The following is an 18,139-nucleotide window of genomic DNA, read 5'->3' on the forward strand; positions in this document are numbered from 1 at the left end:
ACTTGCACCGTTCTGGCCCGAGGCATTCCAAACGGCCTATTAGGCCAGTGCATCGCTGAGGCCGGCCGCATCGAGGGTCACCGACGCGGAGATGAACTTGCCGCACTGTTCGCCAAACGGATAGTCCGCCCGGGGCCGGAATTCGAGCGTGCGGACCGGCAGGGCGGAGCCGTCCACGCCGGTCCCGGAAGCTGTGACGGTCATGGCAGATTCGGTGAGCGTGTCCAGCATCAGCATCCCCACCTTGGTTCCGTCCGGCGAGGCCGTTGCGGAGCAGACGCCGTCCGGCGTGCAGCCCTGGTCAATGCTGGCACTTCCGGGGGCCAGCTCAACGGGCCCCTCCTTGCAGGTGCCGTTTTGGCAAGCCTTCAGGTGGAGCGTGCCGATGAGGGGCGCGTAGTCTGCCGCGACGGTCACGGACACGGCCGTGGCCTGGGCGATGGCCGGGCAGGCAACTGGCCCGGGCCCGCAGCCCGTGGTGAGTCCCGCCGCTGCCATCAGCGCCAAGAGCAGCCCCCGGTTACGCATGTTTTCAGCGTAGGACCCGCGGGCCTGTGAGGCGCCTCCACCGGGGAAGTGATGCCGGCATTGTTATGGCCGGGCACATTCTGACAGCCGAAAGGAAACCTTTGGTCAGCCCAGCGGGAAGACGCTGATGAACCAGAACAGGGCGATGGCGAACACGGCAAAGAACGGCACCAGGCAGCCCAGGGTGGTCCGGGGCGCGGAGGAAACCTGGAGTGATTCGTTGGGATTGGCTGGATTGTAGGCCACCTCGACCAGGGACCCGGGGGCCGGCGCCGCCGCTGTGGAGATCTCGGACTTGCCCATGAACAGGGTGCCGCGCGGGTCCGTGAACTGGTAGGTGGGAAAGAACCGGCGGCTGCGGCTGGAGCCTCCTCCGCCGCTTGTCCAGCCGGCCACACTGCCGGTGACGGTAGCCTGCACCTTCGGCCAGCTGGCCATCAGCTGCTCCTGGCGCCTTGTCTTGCGGATGGCATGGACCATGGCGAAGACGGCAGCCACAACGAACAGCGCCCACACGATGTAAAGAATGATTCTCAAGGTTCCCCCGGTTCCAGTCACCCAAAAGTATGCCACCCCGGCGGCGGCCCTTACGCGGGAAGCCGGTAGCCGCCGTCGTGAATCTCCGCCAGGCCGTCCGCGAGCAGCCCGGACATGGCACGCTCCAGTTGCTCCGGCGCGGAATTGAGCCGGTGCAGCGCCGCGAGCGGGACACCGATCCCCTCAGGGGCGAAGCCCAGGTCCGCCGGCGGCTGCAGGAACATCTCCGCGGGTACCGGCGCATCAGCCAGCCGCAGGACGGCCATCACGGCTCCGCGGACCTGCCGGTCGGTGCCGTGCCAGGCCTGGCCCTTGGGCACGTACGACGGCGGCGGCTCACCGGCAGCGCGCCACGCACAGGATTCCATCACCGGGCAGTCGGCGCATTTCGGCGCACGCGCAGTGCAGACCAAGGCGCCCAGCTCCATGACCGCAGCGTTCCAGCGCACGGAGGCGGCGTCGTCGTCCGGCAACAGCGAGGCGGCGAGGCGCATCTCCGCAGCGGTCAGCGCGGGCGCGGGAAGCGCGGTGCCGGACACCAGCCGGGCGTGTACCCGGCGGATGTTGGTGTCGACGACGGTTTCCCGCCGTCCGTACGCGAAGGCGGCCACAGCTGCTGCCGTGTAGCTGCCCACGCCGGGCAGTGCCAGCAGTTCTGTGTACGTGTCCGGGACCCTGCCGTTGTGGTTTTCAACGATGGCCGTTGCTGCGGCGTGCAGCCGGAGGGCCCGCCGCGGGTATCCCAGCCTGCCCCAGTTCCGGACAGCCGCGCCGGCTGGTTCGCCCGCCAGTCCTGCGGGGGTGGGCCAGCGTCTCAACCATTCCTCCCAGACAGGGAGCACCCGCACCACGGGGGTCTGCTGCAGCATGATCTCGCTGACCAGCACGCCCCAGGCGCCGCAGTCGGGGTCCCGCCAGGGCAGGGCGCGGGCGGTTTCGGCAAACCAGCCGGTGATCCTGCGGTGCAGGAACTCCACGTGGTTGGGGCCGCCGGGAGTTGGCGGCGTTCCGGCGGGAGCGGGTAAGGGAGGGGCTTGAGTATCGATGCCAACACTGTAATGGATGCCCTTCGCGGGCCGGAAAACCGGGCCTGGCCCGCGTTGTGACCAGAGCGATGGCCTGCCGGCGGCGTGGTGGTGCCGCAGAACCGGGGACTTTCCCTAGCCTAGGAGGATGGTCAGGCAAGGCAGTTCACCAGCACGCGGCAAGGCATCGGCACCGGGCTCCGGCGGTGCACCGAAGGCCAGCGCTGCCGTGTACCGGCGCCGCAGGCTGTTCGTTGGTGGCGCGCTGCTGATGGTCATCGCTTTCGTGATCACCGGTTTTGCCGTCTCCGGGGTACTCGGGGGAGCTTCCCAGCAGGCTTCGTCCACCATGCCCACCACCGCAGCGCCGGCCGCTTCCCCCGAAGCTTCGGCCCCGCCGTCGGCCGCTCCCTCCACTTCCGCGACGCCCTCGCCGTCCGCCACCCCCGGCTGCAACCAAAACCTCGTCACCGTCTCGGCGTCCACGGACAAGGCGGCCTATGGCGACGGCGAAAATCCGCGGCTCACGCTGAAGGTGACCAACGGCGGTACCGTGGCATGCGAGGTTAACCTGGGAACCTCGCAAATGGAGTTCCTCGTGACCAGTGGCGCTGACCGGGTCTTTTCGTCCAAGGACTGCCAGGCTGCCAGCGAGGACCTGGAAAAGACGCTGGCGCCCGGTGCCAGCGAAACAGCCAACTTCACGTGGCAGCGGAACCGGACGGTGGAGGGATGCCAGGCGGTGGCGGCCAAGCCCGGAACCGGCGGGGCGTACTACATCTTCACTGCGAAGCTCGGCTCCAAGGCCAGCCCGAAAGCTGTATTCCAGCTGAACTAGGCCCTCTGCGGAGCTGCCTTTAGCGGACCTGCCCTCAGGTCGGCTTGAGGCCGGTCTTCGGGGCCGTACCGGCGGGGGTGCGTGAATTAGAGGAAGCGGTCCAGCAGGCTGGCTTCGGCCATCCGGCTGAGGCCCTCGCGGACAGTCCGTGCACGCTGGTCACCGATGCCGTCAACGGTCATCAGGTCATCGATGGTGGCGGCCATCAGGAACTGCAGCCCGCCGAAGTGGTCCACCAGCCGGTCCGCTACGGCCTTGGGGACGGCCTTCAGCCCGGAAAGCAGGCGGTAGCCGCGGGGCTGGACGATGGCGTCGAGCGTATCCACGCCGCCGGCGAAGCCGATAATCCCGGAAATCTTGCCGAGGTCGATCAGCTCGGTGGGGCCCAGGTTCAGGAGGGCGCTAACGGCCTTGTCGATGTCCTCGGGCGAGGCGTCCGGGCCGGCGTAGTCGCGGATGATGACGTCGCTGCCCGGCCCGCGGCCCACGGTCAGTTCATCAAGCTGGAGCGAGAGGAGGCGGCCGTCTTCGCCCAGTTCCAGCACGTACTGCGAGATTTCCTCCGAGATCCGGCGGACCATCTCCTGCCGCTGCAGCGTCACAGCCACGTCCCGGACGGTGACCATCGCCTCGATCTCCAGGGCGGACAGGGAGCTGGTGACCTGGTCCAGCCGGGCACGGTAGCGTTCCAGCGTGGCCAGGGCCTGGTTGGCGCGCGCCAGGACCTTTTCGGAGCCCTCCAGAACGTGCCGCAGGCCGTTGACGTACAGGGCGATGATCTGCATGGACTGGCTGACGGACACCACGGGAACGCCGGTCTGGATGGCCACGCGCTCGGCGGTGCGGTGGCGGGTTCCGGATTCCTGGGTTTCGATACTGGAGTCGGGGACCAGCTGGACTGCCGCGCGCAGGATGTTGCCGGCGTCCTTGTCGCAGATGATGGCGCCGTCCATTTTGGCCAGTTCACGCAGGCGCGTCGGTGAAAACTCGATGCCGATGTCAAAACCGCCGGAGCAGATCGAATCCACTGTGCGGTCTGAGCCCAGCACGATCAGTGCACCCGTGCGGCCGCGGAGGATGCGTTCAAGTCCGTCGCGGAGGGGAGTTCCCGGGGCCACCCTGCCCAGAGTCGCCCTGAGTGATTCTTCGGGGCTCCGCGCCATAAGTTTTCCCTTCAAAGGTGCGGGCAGACACCCCGCAAGAATGCCGGCATCCCTGTTGCACCGGCCGGATCAAAAGTACTCATTTTCCCGCAAGCACAATGATAGGGGCAACCACCCCCAAATTCCGCATGGACAAGCCCCAAAGTGCACCGTTGGGGGTGCGACGGAAATGCCCGGACCGACCCTGCGCCGCACTGCGCGCAGCATGCACTTTGGCCGTAGGGCAGCAGTCGGATGGAGGCCGGCTGTGTCCGGGGAAGGAACTCAGAGCCCGGTGATCGACTTTGTGCTGCTGTCCCACAGCCGTGCACCCGCAATGTGCCCGCTGAGCCGGAGGTTCAGCAGATCCATGGCCCTGCCCAGCTGTTCTCCCGTAACCCGCCGGGCCAGAGTGACATGCGGCGTCCAGGCCCCGGGCAGGGTTTGCGGGACGGCGCCGCTGATCTCCCGGTGCAGGCGTTGGTGCACTTTGCGGAGCGGGGTTGTCAGCACCACGGACCGGGCCAGGACGTACCTGTCCCGCCCGGCGGCAAAAACCTGCACACCGGAGAAGGCGGCTTCCATGGGAAGCGCCCCATCGAACGCGTGAAGGTGCGGGACCATGAGTTCCGCCCCGGCCGCGAGCGTGAGGTGGGGCCGGTTGCTGGTGCCGGTATGGCTGGCAAGGCTCGGAAGTCCGGCCTCGGCGAGCCGCACCCAGTCGGCCCGGATGGCGGACTCGGTATCGTCGTCGAACACCAGCTCTATGCTGCGCATGCACCCATCATGCCTTTTCAGGACACAATCCGCGTGATCCCGGAACGGAAGGCCGGGGAGGAAGACCGGAGGGAAAAGCGAATGAAAGACCGTTTTTAGCGAGCCCTGACCCGCAGCATCCGCTCAAGGTCCTTGCTGACCCTGGCGAGCGATGCTGCCCGGAGCGCCTTCAGCTCGGCCGCCGACTGGACGCCCCTTGGATGCGGCCCGGCGTCATCCTGGCCGCTAGTGTGCTCCTGCATCCTGGCAGGAGCAATGCTGGAGGCGAAGGGATCGTGGAAGGGGTTTCCCGGCGTCGTCATGCCGCCACGGTAGCGGGCCCTCGTTTCGCTGCCTTGAACTCCCGGTTTCGCGGGCGTTAAGCGGACCAGCCCCGGTTTGCGGGCCTGCGATAAAATTGGACTTTGGCTTCATCCAGCCGCAACCGCAGCGAAAGTAGCACCGTGTCCCAAGATGTCCTGACCCCCGCCCGGATCAATGAGATTCACAAGGAAGCGGGCCGCCGCAGGACCTTCGCCGTCATCTCCCACCCCGACGCCGGCAAGTCCACCCTCACGGAAGCCCTCGCCCTGCACGCCAAGGTGATCGGCACCGCCGGCGCTTCCAGCGGCAAGGCCAACCGCAAGGAAACGGTCTCGGACTGGATGCAGATGGAGAAGGACCGCGGCATTTCCATCAGCTCCGCGGCCCTGCAGTTCTCCTACCGGGACACTGTCATCAACCTCCTGGACACCCCCGGCCACGCCGACTTCTCCGAGGACACCTACCGCGTGCTGGCCGCCGTCGACTGCGCCGTGATGCTGGTGGACGCCGCCAAGGGCCTGGAAACCCAGACCATGAAGCTTTTCGAGGTCTGCAAGCAGCGGAACCTGCCCATCATCACCGTCATCAACAAGTGGGACCGGCCCGGCCTGGACGCCCTGGCGCTGATGGACGAGATCACCGAACGCACCGGCCTGCAGCCCATGCCGCTGACCTGGGCCGTGGGCATCTCCGGTGACTTCCGCGGTGTCTGGGACCTGCGCAACGACCGGTTCGCCCGGTTCCAGCGCAACAACGCAGGCGCCCAGATCGCGCTTACCGAGTACTTCACCCCGGAGGAAGCCGCCGAAAGCCAAGGCAGCAACTGGTCCGACGCCGTGGATGAGGCCGGCCTGGTGGTCGAGTCCAACCTCGAGTTCGACGTCGACGCCTTCCACGCCGGCAAGGCCACCCCCATCCTGTTCAGCTCCGCCGCGCTCAACTTCGGCGTCAAGGAGTTGCTGGACGCGCTGGTGGACTTCGCCCCGCCCGCTGCACCCCGCCCCGACGTGGACGGCAGCCCCCGCCCCGTCGAATCCCCGTTCTCCGGCTTTGTGTTCAAGGTCCAGGCCGGCATGAACAAGGCCCACCGCGACCACGTGGCCTTCATCCGCGTCTGCTCCGGCGTCTTCGAACGCGGCATGGTGGTCACCCAGACCCGCACCGGCAAGTCCTTCGCCACCAAATACGCCCAGCAGGTGTTCGGCCGCGAACGCGAAGTCATCGACGAGGCGTACCCCGGCGACGTGGTGGGACTGGTCAACGCCTCCTCCCTGCGCGTGGGAGACAGCCTGTTCCTCGAGGACCCGGTGGAATACCCGGCCATCCCGCTGTTCGCCCCCGAACACTTCCAAGTGGCCCGGTCCAAGGACCCCAGCAAGTTCAAGCAGTTCCGCCGCGGCATCGAACAGCTCGAGCATGAGGGCGTCATCCAGGTGCTCCGCTCCGACGTCCGCGGGGACCAGGCGCCGGTGCTCGCCGCCGTCGGCCCCATGCAGTTCGAAGTGGTGGAGGACAGGATGGCGCACGACTTCAGCGCCCCCATGCGCCTGGAGCGCCTGCCCTACTCGCTGGCCAGGATCTCGACGGCGGACGCCATGCCCGCGCTGGCCAACGTTCCGGGCGCGGAGGTGCTCCTGCGGTCGGACGGCGAATACCTCGCCCTGTTCAACGACGTCTGGGCCCTGCGCCGGATCGAAAAGAACCACCCGGACCTGACCCTGGTGCCCATCGGCACGCACAACCCCGCAAAGTAAGGGCCCCAATGACGGAACCCACCACGGCCCAGCCGCGCGCCCTCGTTACCGGCGCCGGCACCATCAACCCGCTGGGCGCCTCCGTGGCGGAGACCTGGCAGGCACTGCTCGCCGGGAAATCCGGCATCACCGCCCTGACCGGGGACTGGGCCGGGCAGCTGCCCGTCAAGATCGCCGGACAGGTGGCCGCGGACCTCTCGCAGCACCTCAGCACCCGGGAGCTGAAGCGCATGGACCGGTGCGGCCAGCTGGCACTCATCGCCGCCCGCGAAGCCTGGTCCCAGGCGGGCGCTCCTGAGGTGGACCCGGAACGGTTCGCCGTGGTGATCGGCTCCGCATACGGCGGGCTGGGTTCCACCATCGAGCAGGACCGGGTGCTGGCGGCGTCCGGCCCCCGCAAGGTCTCGCCGCACACGCTGACCCGGCTGATGGTCAACGGCCCCGCCGCCTGGGTGTCCATCGACCTCGGTGCCCGCGGCGGTGCACGTACTCCCGTGAGCGCCTGCGCCTCCGGGGCTGAGGCGATTGTCCAGGCAGCCGAGATGATCCGCTCCGGTGCTGCCGACGTCGTCATTGCCGGCGGCGTGGACGCCTCCGTCAACGACCTCGTGATCAGCGGCTTTTCCCAGATCCGTGCGCTGTCCACGCGCCCGGGGGACCCGGCGGAAGCATCACGGCCTTTCGACGGCGGCCGGGATGGCTTCGTGCTGTCCGAAGGGGCAGGGATGGTGGTGCTGGAGAGCGAAAGCCACGCCCGTGCCCGGGGCGCCGCAATCCTCGGGGAAGTTGCCGGGGGTGCAGTGACTTCCGACGCGAACGACATCGTGGCCGCGGACCCGGCCATGCAGCGCCGCGTCATGCAAAAAGCACTGGCCTCGGCCGGGATGGAACCGGCGGACATCGGCTTCGTCCACGCCCACGCCACCTCCACCCCTGTAGGCGACCGGCTCGAGGGCCAGGCCATCAGCGCCATCTTTGGCCCCGAGGTGCCCGTGACCTCCACCAAGGGGCACACGGGCCACCTGCTGGGTGGCGCCGGTGCCCTTGCCGCCGTCGTGGTCCTTGAAGCGCTGCGCACTGGGCAGCTTCCCGGGACGCTGAACGTGGAGGCGCTGGATCCCGAGGTGGACCTGAACGTCATTACCGAAACCGCGCACGGGCTGGCCGCCGGCTCTCCCCGGGCAGGGCTGGTCAACGCGTTCGGCTTCGGCGGCCACAGCGTGGCGTTGGTGATCGCGGGCAACTGAGTCGCCTGCCGCCGCAGTCCTACCTGACCAGGCAGGGCCGCTTCGGATCGAAGGACCAGCCGTCGACGTAGTACTGCATGCCGAGGCTGTCGTCACGCGCGTCCAGCCCGTGCTCCAGGTACAGCTGGTGTGCCCTGTCCAGCGCTTCACGGTCCAGTTCGATGCCCAGCCCGGGCGCGGCCGGGACCTCGATGGCGCCGCCCTTGATCTGGAGCGGGCTCTTGGTCAGGCCTTGGCCGTCCTGCCAGATCCAGTGCGTGTCCAGGGCGGTGATTTCACCCGGCGCCGCGGCACCGGTGTGGGTGAACATGGCCAGCGAAATATCGAAGTGGTTGTTGGAGTGCGAGCCCCAGGTAAGGCCGAACTCGTTGCACAGCTGTGCCACCCGAACAGAGCCGTGCATGGTCCAGAAGTGCGGGTCCGCCAGCGGGATGTCCACGGCGTTGCTGCGGATGGCGTGGGACATCTCGCGCCAGTCCGTGGCGATCATGTTGGTGGCCGTCTTCAGGCCGGTGGCGCGGCGGAATTCGGCCATGACCTCGCGGCCGGAGAAACGTCCTTCGGCGCCGCACGGATCCTCGGCGTACGCCACCACGCCCTGCATCCTTTTACCCAGCCGGATGGCATCGTCCAGGAGCCAGCCGCCGTTGGGATCCAGGGTGACCCGGGCATCCGGGAAACGCTTGGCCAGGGCCGTGACCACGTCCACTTCGTCGTCGCCGGACAGGACGCCGCCCTTGAGCTTGAAGTCGCTGAAACCGTAGCGCTCCTGCGCGGCCTCGGCCAGTGCCACGACGGCTTCCGGAGTCATGGCCTCCTGCCGGCGGAGTTCTTCCCAGCGGTCCGACGGCGATTCCTCCACCAGGTAGGGCAGGTCCGTCCGCCGGTGGTCGCCCACGAAGAAGAGGTATCCGAGCATGGGCACCGAGGTGCGCTGCTGCCCGTCGCCGAGCAGTTCCGCCACGGGAACGCCGAGGAACTGCCCGTGCAGGTCCAGCAGGGCCGATTCAACGGCCGTGACGGCGTGGACGGTGGTGCGCAGGTCGAAGGTCTGCAGTCCGCGGCCACCGGCGTCGCGGTCGGCGAACTCCGCTGCGACGTCCCGCAGCAGCGAGCGGTAGCGGGCCACCGGCTTGCCCTTGAGCAGGGCTCCGGCTTCCTCGATGGTGGTGCGGATCTTTTCGCCACCGGGTACCTCGCCCAGGCCGGTGCGCCCGTCGGAGTCGGTCAGAATGACCACGTTGCGGGTGAAGAACGGGCCGTGGGCTCCGCTGAGGTTCATCAGCATGCTGTCGTGCCCGGCGACCGGTACTACCTCAATGCCGGCAATGGTGGGCTGGCCGCTCATGCCCCCACCTCTGCCTTCTCGGGCGCTGCCACGACGTCTCCGTCGATGCGGCGGTTGAGGTGCCAGGGGTTGGCGTCCTGCAGGGGTGCCGGGAGCAGTTCCTGGGGGATGTTCTGGTAGGCCACCGGGCGGAGGAACCGGTTGATGGCGAGGGTTCCGACGGAGGTGGTGCGGGTGTCGGAGGTGGCGGGGAAGGGGCCGCCGTGGACCATGGCGTGGCCTACTTCGACGCCGGTGGGCCAGCCGTTGACGATGATGCGGCCCACTTTCTGTTCGAGGACGGGGATCAGGGGCGCCGCTGTTGCGTAGTCTGCCTCGGTGAGGTGCAGGGACGCGGTGAGCTGGCCCTCGATCCGGGAGGCTGCCTTGAGCAGGTCCGCGGTGTCGGTGTAGCGGATCACCAGGGAGGCGGCGCCGAAGATTTCCTGGTGCAGGACGTGGTTGGTGGTGAACTGGTCAACGCCGGTGCCGAAGATCGCCGGTGCGGGGGCGTTTTCGGTGGGCCCCGGGGTGCCCTGGCCGATGAGTTCGACGCCGTGCGCTGCGCCGAGTGCCTCGGTGCCGGTGTTCCAGGACCCGGCGATGCCTGCGGTGAGCATGGTCTGCCCGGCGCTGGCGGCCACGGCGCGTCCGACGGCGGCGGCGAGTTTGTCGCCGGCCTCGCCTGCGGGGGCGAAGAGCAGGCCGGGGGAGGTGCAGAGCTGCCCGGAGGATCCGGTGACGGCGGTGACGTAGGCGGCGGCGAGGGCGTCGATGCTTTCGGGGCTGCCGGCGAGGGCGCCGTCGAAGACGAAAACGGGGTTCAGGGAGGACATTTCGGCGTAGACCGGGATGGGTTCGGGGCGCGCGGCAGCGGTCTTCATGAGGGCGATGCCGGCGGATTGGGATCCCGTGAACCCGACGGCCTTGATGGCGGGGTCTGCCACGAGGGCCTGGCCGATGCTGGAGCCGGGCCCGTAGATCAGTGAGAAGACTCCGGGGTGCAGGCCGTTGTCCTGGACGGCTTTGCTGATGGCCTGGCCTACGAGCTCGCTGGTGCCGGGGTGGGCGTTGTGGGCCTTGAAGACTACGGGGCAGCCGGCGGCGAGGGCCGAGGCGGTGTCGCCGCCCGCCGTCGAGAAGGCCAGCGGGAAGTTGCTGGCGCCGAACACGGCCACGGGGCCAAGCGGGATCTGCCGCTGGCGGATGTCTGCGCGGGGCAGCGGTGCCCGGTCCGGGATGGCGGGGTCGATGCGGACGCCGCGGAAGTCGCCCTGGCGGACCACGGCGGCGAAGAGGCGCAGCTGGCCGGTGGTGCGGGCACGCTCACCGGTGAGCCGGGCGGCCGGGAGCCCGGTTTCCTGTCCGGCACGGACCAGCAGTTCGTCTCCGATGGCTTCGATGTTGTCTGCGATGGACTCCAGGAAGGCGGCGTGGGTTTCCGGGTCCAGGGTGCTGAAGGAGGGGAAGGCTTCCTTCGCTGCCGTGGTGGCCGTCGCGAGCTGTTCTTCGGTGAGCAGCGTGTAGGCGGGGTCGAGGGCCTCGTTGGTGGCGGGGTTGAACCCGAAGGTGGTCTTGCCTTCGCCGGCAACCGTCCGGCCTGCGATGAGTGAATGTCCGGTGAGGGTCATGGATTGCTCCTGTGTCTTCGGTGACGGCTAGGAAACGGTGGCGATGAGGGCTTTGAGGTCCGCGAGGTCCTGCGGCGCCAGGTTCTGCAGCGGCGTGCGCACCGGGCCCGCGGAACGGCCGATGGCGTCCAGGCCGCCCTTGACGATGGAGACAGAGTAGCCCTTCACGCGGTCGCGGATGTCCAGGTAGGGGATGACGAAGTCGTTCAGCTTCTTGTTCACGGCGGCGCGGTCCTGGTTGCGGACGTCCTGGTAGAAATCCAGGGCGAATTGCGGAACGAAGTTGTACATGGCGCTGGAGTAGGTGCTCATCCCCAGCTGCAGCAGCGGCAGCGCGAAGGTTTCGGCGGTTGGGAGGCCGCCGAGGTAGAAGAGCCGGTCGCCGAGCTTGGCGTAGACGCGGGCATCGTGCTCGAGGTCGCCCACGCCGTCCTTGAAGCCGATGAGATTCTCGTGGCGGTCCGCAAGGGTGGCCACGGTGGTGTCCTTGTAGATGGCGTTGGCACGGTTGTAAATGATGACGCCGAGGGAGGTGGCGCGGCAGACGGCGCTGACGTGCTCCACCAGGCCGGCCTGGTCGGCTTCGGTCAGGTACGGCGGCAAGAGCAGGATGCCGTCGGCGCCGGCAGCTTCCGCGGCCTGGGCGTTTTCGATCGCCTGGGCGGTGGATCCGCCGGCGGAGGCCAGGACCGGAACGCGGCTGCCCACTTCGTCGACGGCGGTGCGGACCACGCGCTCGGACTCCGCGGGGGTCAGGGAGAAGCCTTCGCCGGTGCCGCCGGCGGCGAAGAGGCCGGCCACGGGGAAGCTTGCCTGCCAGGACAGGTGCTTGCGGTAGTTCTCCTCATCGAACTGGAGGTTGGCGTCGAACGACGTCACGGGGAAGGACAGCAGGCCTTCCTTGAGGGTGTCCGCCAGTTCCTGGGGGGTGTACTTTGCCACGGTGTGGTCCTCCGGGTGTGTGCGCCGCGAAGGCGGCAGGCTGATGATTCCCTCCCAGCGTAGGAGCGCCGCCGATGCCTGTCTAAGTGTATTTTTATATGTATTGATACCTTTGTTGCATCATGGTGCCGCACGCACCCAGAGGCATCTCGTGCCGCGTGGCGAGCCGCCGGGGGATCACTCCATAGCGAACTCGAGGTCGCGCAGCAGCCGGGCCAAAGCGGGGTTGGTGATCCTGCGGTTCCACAGCGCGTGCAGTTCCACTTCCTCCCCGCGCCCGGCCTCGAGCGGCAGGAACTCCACGTCCTTGATGCCCAGCAGGGTGGCGGAGTGCGGCACGAAGGCAAGGCCGCGGCCGGCGGCCACCAGGGAAACCATGGTGAGGATCTGGCTGACGGTGTGCACCACGTTGGCGTGGCGGACCGGCAGCATCCGCACCACCAGGTCGTAGAAATACCGGGCCTGGGTGGGAGAGTGCATGATCAAGGGTTCGTCCTTGAAGTCCTCGGCCGTGATGTCCCGTGCCAAGAGCGTCAGCGGGTGCCCGGCCGGCACCGCTATCATCATGGACTCGCGGTAGAGAAGGTGTGAATCGAAGGTCTCACTGTCGAACGGCGGCCGCGCCAGCCCCAGGTCGAGTTCTCCGGTAAGGAGGCCGCTGAGCTGCTCACCGGTCACCAGTTCCTGCAGGTCGATGTCCACGTCCGGAATGATGGCCGCCAGTTCCCCCAGGAGGGGGCCCAGGATGCTGAAGCCGCTGGCTGCGGTAAACCCCACCCGCAGGACACCCGACCGCCCGGAGGCGATCCGCCGGGCGGCGGCAGGCGCCCTCTCTGCAAGTGCCATCAGCCGCCGGGCCTCGTCCAGGAAGGCTTCGCCGGCGGAGGTCAGGGTGACTTTCCTGTTGTCCCGTTCCAGCAGTTCCGCCCCGACGATCTTTTCCAGCTTCTGGATCTGCCGGCTCAGCGGCGGCTGCGTCATGTTCAGCCGTTCGGCCGCACGCCCGAAGTGGAGCTCCTCGGCCACGGCGATGAAACCGGCCAACTGGTCGAAAGTAAACATGATGCCTTCCGGGTATCAAATGATGCAGATATGGGCTTAGACAGGCATCATAACCGCTCCCTACACTCGACAAAGCGAACGGGGTGACCCGGTTCACAGATTGTTCCGGGCCCCACCCGGAGACTTAATGAGGAGTTCCAATGAAGCACTTCCCCACCCGCCGCGCCATCCTCGGCACCGCGTCGGCCTTTACGCTGCTGGCCCTGACGGCATGCGGCGGCAACGTTGGCGGCGGCGCCGCAGCCGGCAATTCGTCCAAGTTCCCCAGCGGTCCTGTCACGCTCACCGTCGGCCAGGCGGCCGGTGGCAGCACCGACCTCATCGCCCGTGCCCTGGCTGAAGGGGCTACCAAGACCCTCGGTTCCCCCATGCCCGTGGTCAACAAACCCGGTGCCAACGGAGCCCTCGCCACCAAGGAAGTGGCAGGCAAGACCGCAGACGGTCAGGAGCTGGTACTGCTCACCGCATCGCTGATCACCATCACCCCGCTGGCCGTCAGCGCCGACGAAGCCGTGAACATCGATGACCTGGACATCATTGCCGGGCTGTCGCAGGACGACTACGTCCTCGTGGCCAGCCAGCAGTCAGGATTCAAGAGCTTCAAGGATGTCACCAACGCCGGCCGCAACGTCACGTTCGGCACCACGGGTGTGGGCACCGGCAGCCAGCTGGCCCAGACCGTCCTGTTCAAGCAGGCCAACGTGAAGGGCACCGACGTCCCCTTCGACAGCGGCAAGCCAGCACTCACCGCCGTCCTGGGCAACCAGGTTGAACTGGCCACCATCCAGCTCGGCGAGGCCATGGCGCAAATCGAAGCCGGCAAGGTCTCCCCGCTGCTCGTCTTCTCAGAAGAGCGCAACAGCTTCCTGCCCGACGTGCCGTCAGCCAAGGAAGCCGGCTACGACGTCCCGGTGGCCCAGTACCGTGCGGTGGCAGCGCCCAAGGGCACCCCGCAGGAGGTCAAGGACAAGCTTCTGGCATCCTTCCAGGACACCTTCAAAACTGATGCCTACAAGGAGTTCAACAAGAAGAACCTGTTGACGCCCAAGGAGCTCAGCGGCGAGGAAGTTGTCACTGAGTGGAAGGGCTACGCCGAGAAGTACAAGGAGCTGGTGGAGAAGTACGACATCAGCCTCGGCGGGAACAAGTAAGAACCATGGAGACAACTCCAGCAGTATCCGCCGGGCGTGACGGCAGCACCGCCGTCACGCCCGGCGCGGACGCCCCCAGCGAACTGCCCGAAGCCCTGACCCCGGAGCAGCTCGCCGCGCAATGGGAGGAGGAAAAGCCTCCCGCTGCCGGGCCGCTGGCCAATGCCGCGTCCTCCCTGGTGGTGCTCGGCGTCGGTATCGGCGCACTGGTCCTCTCAGTGGCCATGGGCCTGGGAACCCTGTCCGCCCCGCAGCCCGGGCTGTGGCCCTTCATGGCCAGCTGCGTGATGGTGGCCCTCGGGCTCTTCCAGCTGATCCTGGGCCGGCGCAACCGGGACGCGGAGAAATTCACCCGGATGTCGTTCGCCCCGCTGATTGGCCTGGCAACCCTCGCCACGATGGTTGCACTGATGCCGGTGATCGGCTTCGAAATCCCCGCCCTGGTCCTGTGCGTCATCTGGATGAAATTCCTCGGCGGCGAAACCTGGCGCTCAACCATCCTGGTCAGTGTCCTGGTTGTGGTTGCGTTCTACGCGATCTTCATTCTGGCCCTGGGCACCTCCATTCCCCACCTCTTCTAGGAGACCACCGTGGATTTTCTTAATCCTGTGATTAACGGTTTCTCGGTCGTCCTGGAACCGATGAACCTCCTGTACTGCCTGGTCGGCGTCGTCATCGGCATGCTGATCGGCGTGCTCCCCGGCCTGGGACCGGCAGCCACCATCGCCATCCTGCTGCCGCTGACCTACGGCGTGGAGCCGGTGACGGCCATCATCATGCTCGCGGGCATCTTTTACGGGGCCCAGTACGGCGGCACCATCACGTCGGTGCTGCTGCGGCTCCCCGGCGAAGCATCATCAGTGGTCACCGTCTTTGACGGGTACCAGATGGCCCGGCAGGGCAAGGCCGGCACCGCTTTGGGCCTGGCCGCGATCGGTTCGTTCATCGGCGGCACGGCAGCCATCATCGGCCTGACCTTCCTGGCGCCCCTGGTGGCAGGCTTCGCCCTGGACTTCGGGCCGCCCGAGTATTCCGCGCTGGCCATGCTGGGCATCCTGCTCGTGGCAACCATCAGCGGCGGGTCCAAAGCCAAAGCGCTGATTGCGGCGTCGGTGGGCCTCCTGCTGGCCACCGTGGGCCGGGACATCTTCACCGGCGAGAGCCGCTTCACCTTCGGCAGCATCCAGCTGGCGGACGGCATCGACTTCGTGCCGATCGCCATGGGCATCTTCGGCCTCGGCGAGATCCTCTACAACCTGGAGGAGCGGCACCGCGCCGCCAAAGCGCCGTCGAAGGTTTCCAACGTCTGGCCCTCGAAAGCCGAACTGAAGCACGCTTCCGGTGCCATCGGCCGCGGCTCCGTGCTCGGGTTCTTCCTCGGCATCCTTCCCGGCGGCGGCGCCACCATCGCCTCCATGGCCTCGTACGCCATGGAAAAGAAGCGCGCCAAGCAGCCCGAACGCTTCGGCAAGGGTGCGCCCGAGGGCGTGGCCGGCCCCGAAACGGCGAACAACGCGGCAGCAACGTCCTCGTTCATTCCGCTGCTGACCCTGGGCATCCCCGCCAACGCCACCATGGCCCTGATGTTCGGCGCGCTGCTGATCCAGGGCGTCACCCCGGGCCCGCAGCTCGTGGAGCAGGAGCCGGAGCTGTTCTGGGGCGTGGTGAACTCGATGTACATCGGCAACATCCTGCTGCTGATCATGAGCCTGCCGCTGGTGGGAATCTTCGTGCGGATCCTGCGTGTCCGCGCCGCCATCCTGGCGCCGATCACCGCGCTGATCACGCTGCTGGGTGCCTACACCATCAACAACAGCATGTTCGATGTGACGCTCGTGGTGGTCTTCGGCGTGGTGGGCTACCTGATGAAGAAGTTCGGCTTCGAACCCGGCCCGCTGGTTCTGGCATTCGTCCTGGGCGAGCTGCTGGAAAGCTCCCTCCGCCGCTCGCTCCTGGTGTTCGACGGCGACCCCACCGGGTTCTTCACCCGGCCCATCTCGGCCTCGCTGCTGGCGGTCTTTGTCCTGGTGGCACTGATGCCGGGCATCCGCAGCCTAATCGCCAAGCGCAAGGGCACGACGGCGGCATCCGCCTCGGCCGGTGGCACCAACAACGACGGCGCCAACAACATCAAGGAGAAGGTATGAGCATCATCGTCGGGTTCGTCCCCACACCTGCCGGGGAGGCTGCCCTCACCGCAGGCATCGCCGAGGCGCAACTGAGGAACCAGGAACTGTTCATCGTCAACTCGGCCCGCCAGGGTGCGCTGGTGGACAAGTCTGTCGCACCCGAGGACGTGCTGGCGAAGGCCGCTGCCCGGGCTACGGCCGCGGGCATCAAGGCAACAGTCATCCAGCCGCCGTACCAGCACGACCTCGCTGATGAATTCCTGGATGTTGCCCGGGAGGTGGATGCCTCGCTCATCGTCATCGGACTGCGGCACCGCACCCAGGTGGGCAAGTTCATCCTGGGCAGCCACGCGCAGCAGATCCTGATGCAGGCCGACCGTCCCGTGCTGGCCGTCAAGGCCGACGGCGGCAACTTCTAGCAGGAACGGGAGCCGGAATGTATCAGCGCAGCCCGCTTCGCAGGATCGCCGCCAGGCGCGGGCCGGTCCGCGTGGCCGCCCCGGCCCAGGTCCCCGACTGGTCCAGGCTGGGCCGGGGCGACGACGTCGAGGTGCTGGCAGCCCGGGGAACGGCCGTTGTCGGGACGATCGACATGATCGCAGGGGACCGCAGTGTGTTCTGGATGATCCGGCACGATGGCGGCGGGCGGACCATGGTCTGCTCCGGCGACGACGTGAGCGTTGCGATGATAGCCCGGGCAAAGGCCGCACCGCTGGAGCATTCTGCCGCCTAGGTGAGGCGCCCCACAGGTTGGGGAACGAAGCTGTTCTGATCGAAAAGCCGGTGGTTCTTTATGGACCACCGGCTTTTTGGCATCCTGCCATCATCCGGCCGCGCTGAGCTCCTTCAGCAGCGCGTCCAGCACGGGAATCTGGCCTTTGACGAGTTTGTCCCTTGCGGCCGGCACCGGAAACCAGCGGGCGTCGTCGATCTCGGGAAAGTGCTGGATGCGTCCGGACCCCTTGGGCCATTCGAGCGGAAACGTGTTGCTGACGATACTTTCAGGCCGGAAATCCAGTTCCGCCGTGAACACGGTAATGACCTTGCCGCTCGATTGCCGGAACTCACCCAGCAGCCTGTACTCGGCGGCGGGAGCGGGTACGCCCATCTCCTCGGCAAATTCCCGCAGGGCCGCTGCGAGCGGGTCCTCGCCGTCGCCGTACTCACCCTTCGGAATGGACCAGGCATGGGCGTCCTTCCGTGCCCAGAACGGTCCGCCCATGTGGGCGATCCACACGTGAACATCCGGATTCGAGCCGGAACCATCCGCGTCCCGCCGGTACAGCAGGAGTCCTGCGCTTCGAACCGGCATCTGCCCTCCAAGGTCGAATCAAAAGTGGAAAACTGCCGTCCGGTGTTAACCCGCAGTTCACGGCACTGCTTTAGGTTATTCCTTCAGGCACTCTGCTCGAAGGGACCATCATGGCCAACATCGCTGAGGTTATGGGACGGCTCACGCCGGAAGAACTTGATGAGCTTCACCGCCTTGGGCCGCAGGGGCACCTGCCCCGCCACCTCCAGGACGCCCTGGACCGTGCGGCAGGCGGGCCAGGTTCCGGCAGGGGCTACTACGTGCCCACGGGAAACGTCAGCTCCACGGGCGGCCCGCTGCTGGTGCTGCGCAGCGATGTCTCCACGTGGCTGTTCAGCGCCCACCGGGACGATCCGGACCAGCTTCCGCAGCACCCCTGACGGGGACACAGATTCGGCCAGCTGACCCGGGACATCCGCGGTTGGACGCCGGCG

General features: G+C 67.3%; 20 protein-coding genes. 9 read left to right on the forward strand and 11 right to left on the reverse strand.

What is annotated here, in order from left to right:
- Nucleotides 1-39: 39 nt before the first annotated feature.
- The 3 genes from ACP3TD_RS02365 to ACP3TD_RS02375 all read right to left on the reverse strand — a co-directional run bounded on the left by ACP3TD_RS02365 (nucleotide 40) and on the right by ACP3TD_RS02375 (nucleotide 2,042).
- Nucleotides 40-528, reverse strand: a complete 489-nt coding sequence (locus tag ACP3TD_RS02365) for a hypothetical protein (RefSeq protein WP_426765184.1) — start codon at nucleotides 526-528, stop codon at nucleotides 40-42.
- Nucleotides 529-633: 105 nt separating this feature from the next.
- Nucleotides 634-1,065, reverse strand: a complete 432-nt coding sequence (locus tag ACP3TD_RS02370; protein ID WP_426765185.1) for a DUF3592 domain-containing protein — start codon at nucleotides 1,063-1,065, stop codon at nucleotides 634-636.
- Nucleotides 1,066-1,115: 50 nt separating this feature from the next.
- The gene (locus ACP3TD_RS02375) at nucleotides 1,116-2,042 is read right to left on the reverse strand and encodes an A/G-specific adenine glycosylase (protein WP_426765186.1); all 927 of its coding nucleotides are present in this window, start codon (nucleotides 2,040-2,042) and stop codon (nucleotides 1,116-1,118) included.
- Between the two features lie 196 nt (nucleotides 2,043-2,238).
- Here ACP3TD_RS02375 and ACP3TD_RS02380 point away from each other — a divergent pair, with 196 nt between their 5' ends.
- Nucleotides 2,239-2,928: a hypothetical protein gene (locus ACP3TD_RS02380; protein WP_426765187.1), complete on the forward strand. Its 690-nt coding sequence runs from the start codon at nucleotides 2,239-2,241 to the stop codon at nucleotides 2,926-2,928.
- A gap of 86 nt (nucleotides 2,929-3,014) precedes the next feature.
- Here the strand turns inward: ACP3TD_RS02380 and disA are convergent, their stop codons facing one another.
- The 3 genes from disA to ACP3TD_RS02395 all read right to left on the reverse strand — a co-directional run bounded on the left by disA (nucleotide 3,015) and on the right by ACP3TD_RS02395 (nucleotide 5,149).
- The gene (disA, locus tag ACP3TD_RS02385) at nucleotides 3,015-4,091 is read right to left on the reverse strand and encodes a DNA integrity scanning diadenylate cyclase DisA (RefSeq protein ID WP_015935570.1); all 1,077 of its coding nucleotides are present in this window, start codon (nucleotides 4,089-4,091) and stop codon (nucleotides 3,015-3,017) included.
- Nucleotides 4,092-4,355: 264 nt separating this feature from the next.
- Nucleotides 4,356-4,847 (reverse strand): 2'-5' RNA ligase family protein, encoded by a 492-nt coding sequence (locus tag ACP3TD_RS02390; RefSeq protein WP_426765188.1) that lies wholly within the window; start codon nucleotides 4,845-4,847, stop codon nucleotides 4,356-4,358.
- Nucleotides 4,848-4,942: 95 nt separating this feature from the next.
- Nucleotides 4,943-5,149 (reverse strand): hypothetical protein, encoded by a 207-nt coding sequence (locus ACP3TD_RS02395; protein WP_426765189.1) that lies wholly within the window; start codon nucleotides 5,147-5,149, stop codon nucleotides 4,943-4,945.
- Between the two features lie 141 nt (nucleotides 5,150-5,290).
- On the opposite strand from ACP3TD_RS02395, the gene ACP3TD_RS02400 reads away from it, so the two are divergent.
- Both ACP3TD_RS02400 and ACP3TD_RS02405 read left to right on the forward strand, forming a co-directional pair.
- Nucleotides 5,291-6,904, forward strand: coding sequence for a peptide chain release factor 3 (locus tag ACP3TD_RS02400; RefSeq protein WP_426765190.1), 1,614 nt, complete (start codon nucleotides 5,291-5,293; stop codon nucleotides 6,902-6,904).
- A gap of 8 nt (nucleotides 6,905-6,912) precedes the next feature.
- Nucleotides 6,913-8,151 carry a beta-ketoacyl-[acyl-carrier-protein] synthase family protein gene (locus ACP3TD_RS02405; RefSeq protein WP_426765191.1) on the forward strand — a complete coding sequence of 413 codons (1,239 nt, stop codon included), beginning with the start codon at nucleotides 6,913-6,915 and terminating at the stop codon, nucleotides 8,149-8,151.
- Between the two features lie 19 nt (nucleotides 8,152-8,170).
- Here the strand turns inward: ACP3TD_RS02405 and ACP3TD_RS02410 are convergent, their stop codons facing one another.
- The 4 genes from ACP3TD_RS02410 to ACP3TD_RS02425 form a co-directional block, all read right to left on the reverse strand.
- Nucleotides 8,171-9,499: an enolase C-terminal domain-like protein gene (locus ACP3TD_RS02410; RefSeq protein WP_426765192.1), complete on the reverse strand. Its 1,329-nt coding sequence runs from the start codon at nucleotides 9,497-9,499 to the stop codon at nucleotides 8,171-8,173.
- Nucleotides 9,496-11,109 carry an aldehyde dehydrogenase (NADP(+)) gene (locus ACP3TD_RS02415; protein ID WP_426765193.1) on the reverse strand — a complete coding sequence of 538 codons (1,614 nt, stop codon included), beginning with the start codon at nucleotides 11,107-11,109 and terminating at the stop codon, nucleotides 9,496-9,498. The genes ACP3TD_RS02410 and ACP3TD_RS02415 overlap by 4 nt, the downstream gene beginning before the upstream one ends.
- A 27-nt stretch (nucleotides 11,110-11,136) precedes the next feature.
- Nucleotides 11,137-12,051, reverse strand: coding sequence for a 5-dehydro-4-deoxyglucarate dehydratase (gene kdgD, locus ACP3TD_RS02420; RefSeq protein ID WP_426765194.1), 915 nt, complete (start codon nucleotides 12,049-12,051; stop codon nucleotides 11,137-11,139).
- Between the two features lie 177 nt (nucleotides 12,052-12,228).
- A complete protein-coding gene (locus tag ACP3TD_RS02425; RefSeq protein ID WP_426765195.1) occupies nucleotides 12,229-13,113 on the reverse strand; it encodes a LysR family transcriptional regulator in 885 nt (294 codons plus the stop codon).
- 140 nt (nucleotides 13,114-13,253) lie between these two features.
- On the opposite strand from ACP3TD_RS02425, the gene ACP3TD_RS02430 reads away from it, so the two are divergent.
- From ACP3TD_RS02430 to ACP3TD_RS02450, 5 genes are read left to right on the forward strand one after another with little or no spacing between them, the layout of a single operon-like run.
- On the forward strand, nucleotides 13,254-14,264 hold the full coding sequence (locus tag ACP3TD_RS02430; RefSeq protein ID WP_426765196.1) for a tripartite tricarboxylate transporter substrate binding protein: 1,011 nt from the start codon (nucleotides 13,254-13,256) through the stop codon (nucleotides 14,262-14,264).
- A gap of 5 nt (nucleotides 14,265-14,269) precedes the next feature.
- A complete protein-coding gene (locus tag ACP3TD_RS02435; protein ID WP_426765198.1) occupies nucleotides 14,270-14,845 on the forward strand; it encodes a tripartite tricarboxylate transporter TctB family protein in 576 nt (191 codons plus the stop codon).
- Between the two features lie 9 nt (nucleotides 14,846-14,854).
- Nucleotides 14,855-16,411, forward strand: coding sequence for a tripartite tricarboxylate transporter permease (locus ACP3TD_RS02440; RefSeq protein WP_426765199.1), 1,557 nt, complete (start codon nucleotides 14,855-14,857; stop codon nucleotides 16,409-16,411).
- Nucleotides 16,408-16,812 carry a universal stress protein gene (locus ACP3TD_RS02445; protein WP_426765200.1) on the forward strand — a complete coding sequence of 135 codons (405 nt, stop codon included), beginning with the start codon at nucleotides 16,408-16,410 and terminating at the stop codon, nucleotides 16,810-16,812. Before ACP3TD_RS02440 ends, ACP3TD_RS02445 begins: the two co-directional genes overlap by 4 nt.
- 17 nt (nucleotides 16,813-16,829) lie before the next feature.
- On the forward strand, nucleotides 16,830-17,126 hold the full coding sequence (locus ACP3TD_RS02450) for a hypothetical protein (RefSeq protein WP_426765201.1): 297 nt from the start codon (nucleotides 16,830-16,832) through the stop codon (nucleotides 17,124-17,126).
- Between the two features lie 90 nt (nucleotides 17,127-17,216).
- Here ACP3TD_RS02450 and ACP3TD_RS02455 read toward each other — a convergent pair whose 3' ends face one another.
- Complete coding sequence (locus ACP3TD_RS02455; RefSeq protein ID WP_426765202.1) at nucleotides 17,217-17,705, reverse strand: NUDIX domain-containing protein; 489 nt, start codon at nucleotides 17,703-17,705, stop codon at nucleotides 17,217-17,219.
- Between the two features lie 110 nt (nucleotides 17,706-17,815).
- Here ACP3TD_RS02455 and ACP3TD_RS02460 point away from each other — a divergent pair, with 110 nt between their 5' ends.
- Nucleotides 17,816-18,085, forward strand: coding sequence for a hypothetical protein (locus tag ACP3TD_RS02460; RefSeq protein WP_426765203.1), 270 nt, complete (start codon nucleotides 17,816-17,818; stop codon nucleotides 18,083-18,085).
- The last annotated feature ends 54 nt before the right edge of the window (nucleotides 18,086-18,139 follow it).

Origin of the sequence: Pseudarthrobacter sp. 1G09, from assembly GCF_050038305.1 — a bacterium.
GTDB classification, from domain to species: domain Bacteria; phylum Actinomycetota; class Actinomycetes; order Actinomycetales; family Micrococcaceae; genus Arthrobacter; species Arthrobacter equi.